Here is a 2880-nt window from a genome sequence, read left to right as displayed (position 1 = left end):
CTAAAAGACAATTTCTTAGTTGTGGAACGGGCATCTTGCCCGTTCGGAACAGGCGAAAAGCCCGTTCTAAAAGACTATTTCTTAGTTGTGGAACGGGCATCTTGCCCGTTCGGAACAGGCAAAAAGCCCGTTCTAAAAGACAATTTCATAGTTGTGGAACGGGCATCTTGCCCGTTCGGAACAGGCAAAAAGCCCGTTCTAAAAGACAATTTCATAGTTGTGGAACGGGCATCTTGCCCGTTTCTAAAGCTGTGAGAGTAGTGCAAAATCTAAAAATTGCCCAATTACCCCCAATCCTCAATTGTCACCAAATTCATCAAAACCTGTCCATCCCCTAAAGCGGCTGCTGAAGTACGGGCGCCGCTACCGCCTGAAAGCTTGGCTGGCCAGTATCTGTTCGCTACTGAATAAATTCTTTGATTTAGCCCCGCCAGCATTAATCGGTATTGCCGTTGATGTGGTGGTGAAACAGCAAGATTCTATCCTCGCTCAGTGGGGCATAAAAGATGTTTTTTGGCAACTGGCTCTTATTACTCTTTTGAGCGCGATTATTTGGACGTTGGAATCTGTTTTTGAATATGCCTATGATTATTTGTGGCGCAATTTGGCTCAGGATATTGAACACGATTTGCGTCTGGAAGCTTACAGCCATTTGCAGGAATTAGAATTAGCTTATTTTGAAGAACGCAGCACGGGCGGTTTGATTTCTATTCTCAATGATGATATCAATCAACTCGAACGTTTTTTGGACGACGGCGCTAATGAAGTAATTCAGGTAATTACAACGGTTGTTGTGATTGGTGCGGCTTTTTTTGCTGCTTCTCCTGGTGTTGCTGGGCTGTCAATGCTGCCCATACCTTTTATTATTTGGGGTTCGATCGCCTTTCAAAACCGCCTCGCTCCTCTCTATGCTGATGTGCGGGAAAAGGTGAGTTTTCTGAACGGGCAACTGTCGAATAATTTGATGGGAATTACTACTATTAAAAGTTTTACTTCCGAAGATTATGAAATTCAGCGCATCGAAGCACAAAGCCAAGCTTACCGCGAAAGCAACCGACGGGCGATCGTACTTTCGGCCGCTTTTATTCCGCTGATTCGGGTTGTGATTTTCTTGGGGTTTATTGCAACACTATTTCTGGGCGGTTTGGAGGTTGTGGCGGGCCGGTTGTCTGTGGGAACTTACAGCGTTTTGGTGTTTTTGACCCAGCGGTTGCTGTGGCCGCTGACTCGCCTGGGAGATACTCTGGATCAATACCAGCGCGCTATGGCTTCGACTAATCGGGTGATGAATTTGTTGGATACTCCGATCGCAATTCGCACGGGTGATATTCGGCGGCCGGTTAGTTCGATTAAGGGTGAGTTGGAATTTAAAAATGTTACCTTTTCTTATAATCAAAGAAAACCGATTTTGCAGTATTTTTCCTTGACTCTGCCGGCGGGGAAAACTACTGCGATTGTTGGGGCTACTGGTTCGGGCAAAAGTACGCTGGTGAAGCTAATTTTGAGGCTGTACGAGGTACAGTACGGCAATATTTATCTCGACGGTATAGAATTAAATAACCTGAATTTAAAAGATTTGCGGAGAGCGATCGGATTGGTGAGTCAAGATGTGTTTTTGTTTCACGGTACGGTGGCTGAAAATATTGCTTATGGCAGTTTTGAGGCCAGCAATCGAGAGATAGTAAATGCTGCGAAAATTGCAGAAGCGCACGAGTTTATCGCCCAATTGCCGGACGGTTACAACACTATTGTAGGGGAACGCGGTCAAAAATTGTCGGGGGGACAGCGGCAGCGAATTGCAATTGCGAGGGCTGTTTTGAAGAATCCGCCGATTTTGATTCTTGACGAAGCTACTTCAGCGGTGGATAACGAGACTGAGGCGGCAATTCAGCGATCGCTCGAACGAATTACCAAGAATCGCACTACAATTGCGATCGCCCACCGTCTTTCTACTGTCCGCAATGCCGATTGCATTTGTGTCATGGATGAGGGGATAGTGGTAGAATCGGGGCAGCACGAACAACTGATCGAACAGGACGGAATTTATGCGGCGCTCTGGCGCGTGCAATCTGGTATAAGATAGAAACGCAGCGGTTTTGGGTAATTGGGAATTGCTCATGGGGAATTGGTAATATCATGTCTGGTAGCATCATAAGTATATGGGCGGGGCGGGTTTATGAGATAATTAGTTTGACAGGTAGATTGTTGGTAAAACCCGCCCCTACGAGAGCGAAAATTATCCGATCGCGAATCAACCAGACCAGATATAGTTGGTAATTTGACTCCTAACTAATGACAACTGCCAACTGCCAACTGCCAACTGACAACTGACTGTAAAATATTAGTTTATACAAACAAGAAGAGAAAATGTTTTTATTTGATAGCCCTGAGTCCAAACCCAACGAAAATAGCTGGAGCCGCAAGTTAGATAAATTTGTGAAAGCTAATCAAAATGAATTGGCTGCTTTGGCTTGGGGGCTATTTTTGGAAAGGGGAGAGGAAAGCGAGGAAATTTTGGCAATTGATATTGCAGAAACTGCGCGTTTTGTGTATTGTAAGAAAGAGGCGGTTGAAGAGTTGAACCGTCAAGTTAAAAGTCATATTCAGGAAGTTGTAGGTGTGTTGAATGCTCACAAGCCTGAGAAGGAAGTGGCGATTTTGGCGATCGGTGAAGGTCAAATTAAGTTGATTCTTTTTGAACCTAAGCCTGAACCTCCTGTTTGTTTTGAGGAAGCGGCAACAGATGTTGATACATTGTTGGCTAAGCTGGAACAGCAGATGGTTGAATGTATGAAATAGCAGTTATGGATCGCGAATTAAATAACTTACAATTTTAATTGTTATTGTGGGATGGGCGTCCCGCCCGTCCAAAAAGGACGG

At 44.9% G+C, this 2880-nt stretch carries 3 protein-coding genes; all 3 read left to right on the top strand.

Features of this window, described 5'->3' with window-relative positions:
- On the top strand, positions 1–255 hold a 255-nt coding region (locus tag QT992_RS24740; RefSeq protein ID WP_333377909.1), incomplete at its 5' end, for a hypothetical protein.
- Between the two features lie 28 nt (positions 256–283).
- On the top strand, positions 284–2083 hold the full coding sequence (locus tag QT992_RS24735) for an ABC transporter ATP-binding protein (protein ID WP_445305402.1): 1800 nt from the start codon (positions 284–286) through the stop codon (positions 2081–2083).
- A 284-nt stretch (positions 2084–2367) separates the two neighbouring features.
- A complete protein-coding gene (gene ccmS / locus QT992_RS24730) occupies positions 2368–2799 on the top strand; it encodes a beta-carboxysome assembly chaperone CcmS (RefSeq protein WP_333055796.1) in 432 nt (143 codons plus the stop codon).
- Positions 2800–2880 lie beyond the last annotated feature (81 nt).

The organism is Microcoleus sp. T3_D1, assembly GCF_036700405.1.
Taxonomy (GTDB): domain Bacteria; phylum Cyanobacteriota; class Cyanobacteriia; order Cyanobacteriales; family Microcoleaceae; genus Microcoleus.
Note: the sequence above shows the minus strand (reverse complement) of the source record. Positions and strands in the feature narration are given on the sequence as shown.

Excerpts from the sequence above, each read along its gene's own strand:
- ccmS (WP_333055796.1), top strand. The coding sequence starts at position 2,368 with ATGTTTTTATTTGATAGCCCTGAGTCCAAACCCAACGAAAATAGCTGG.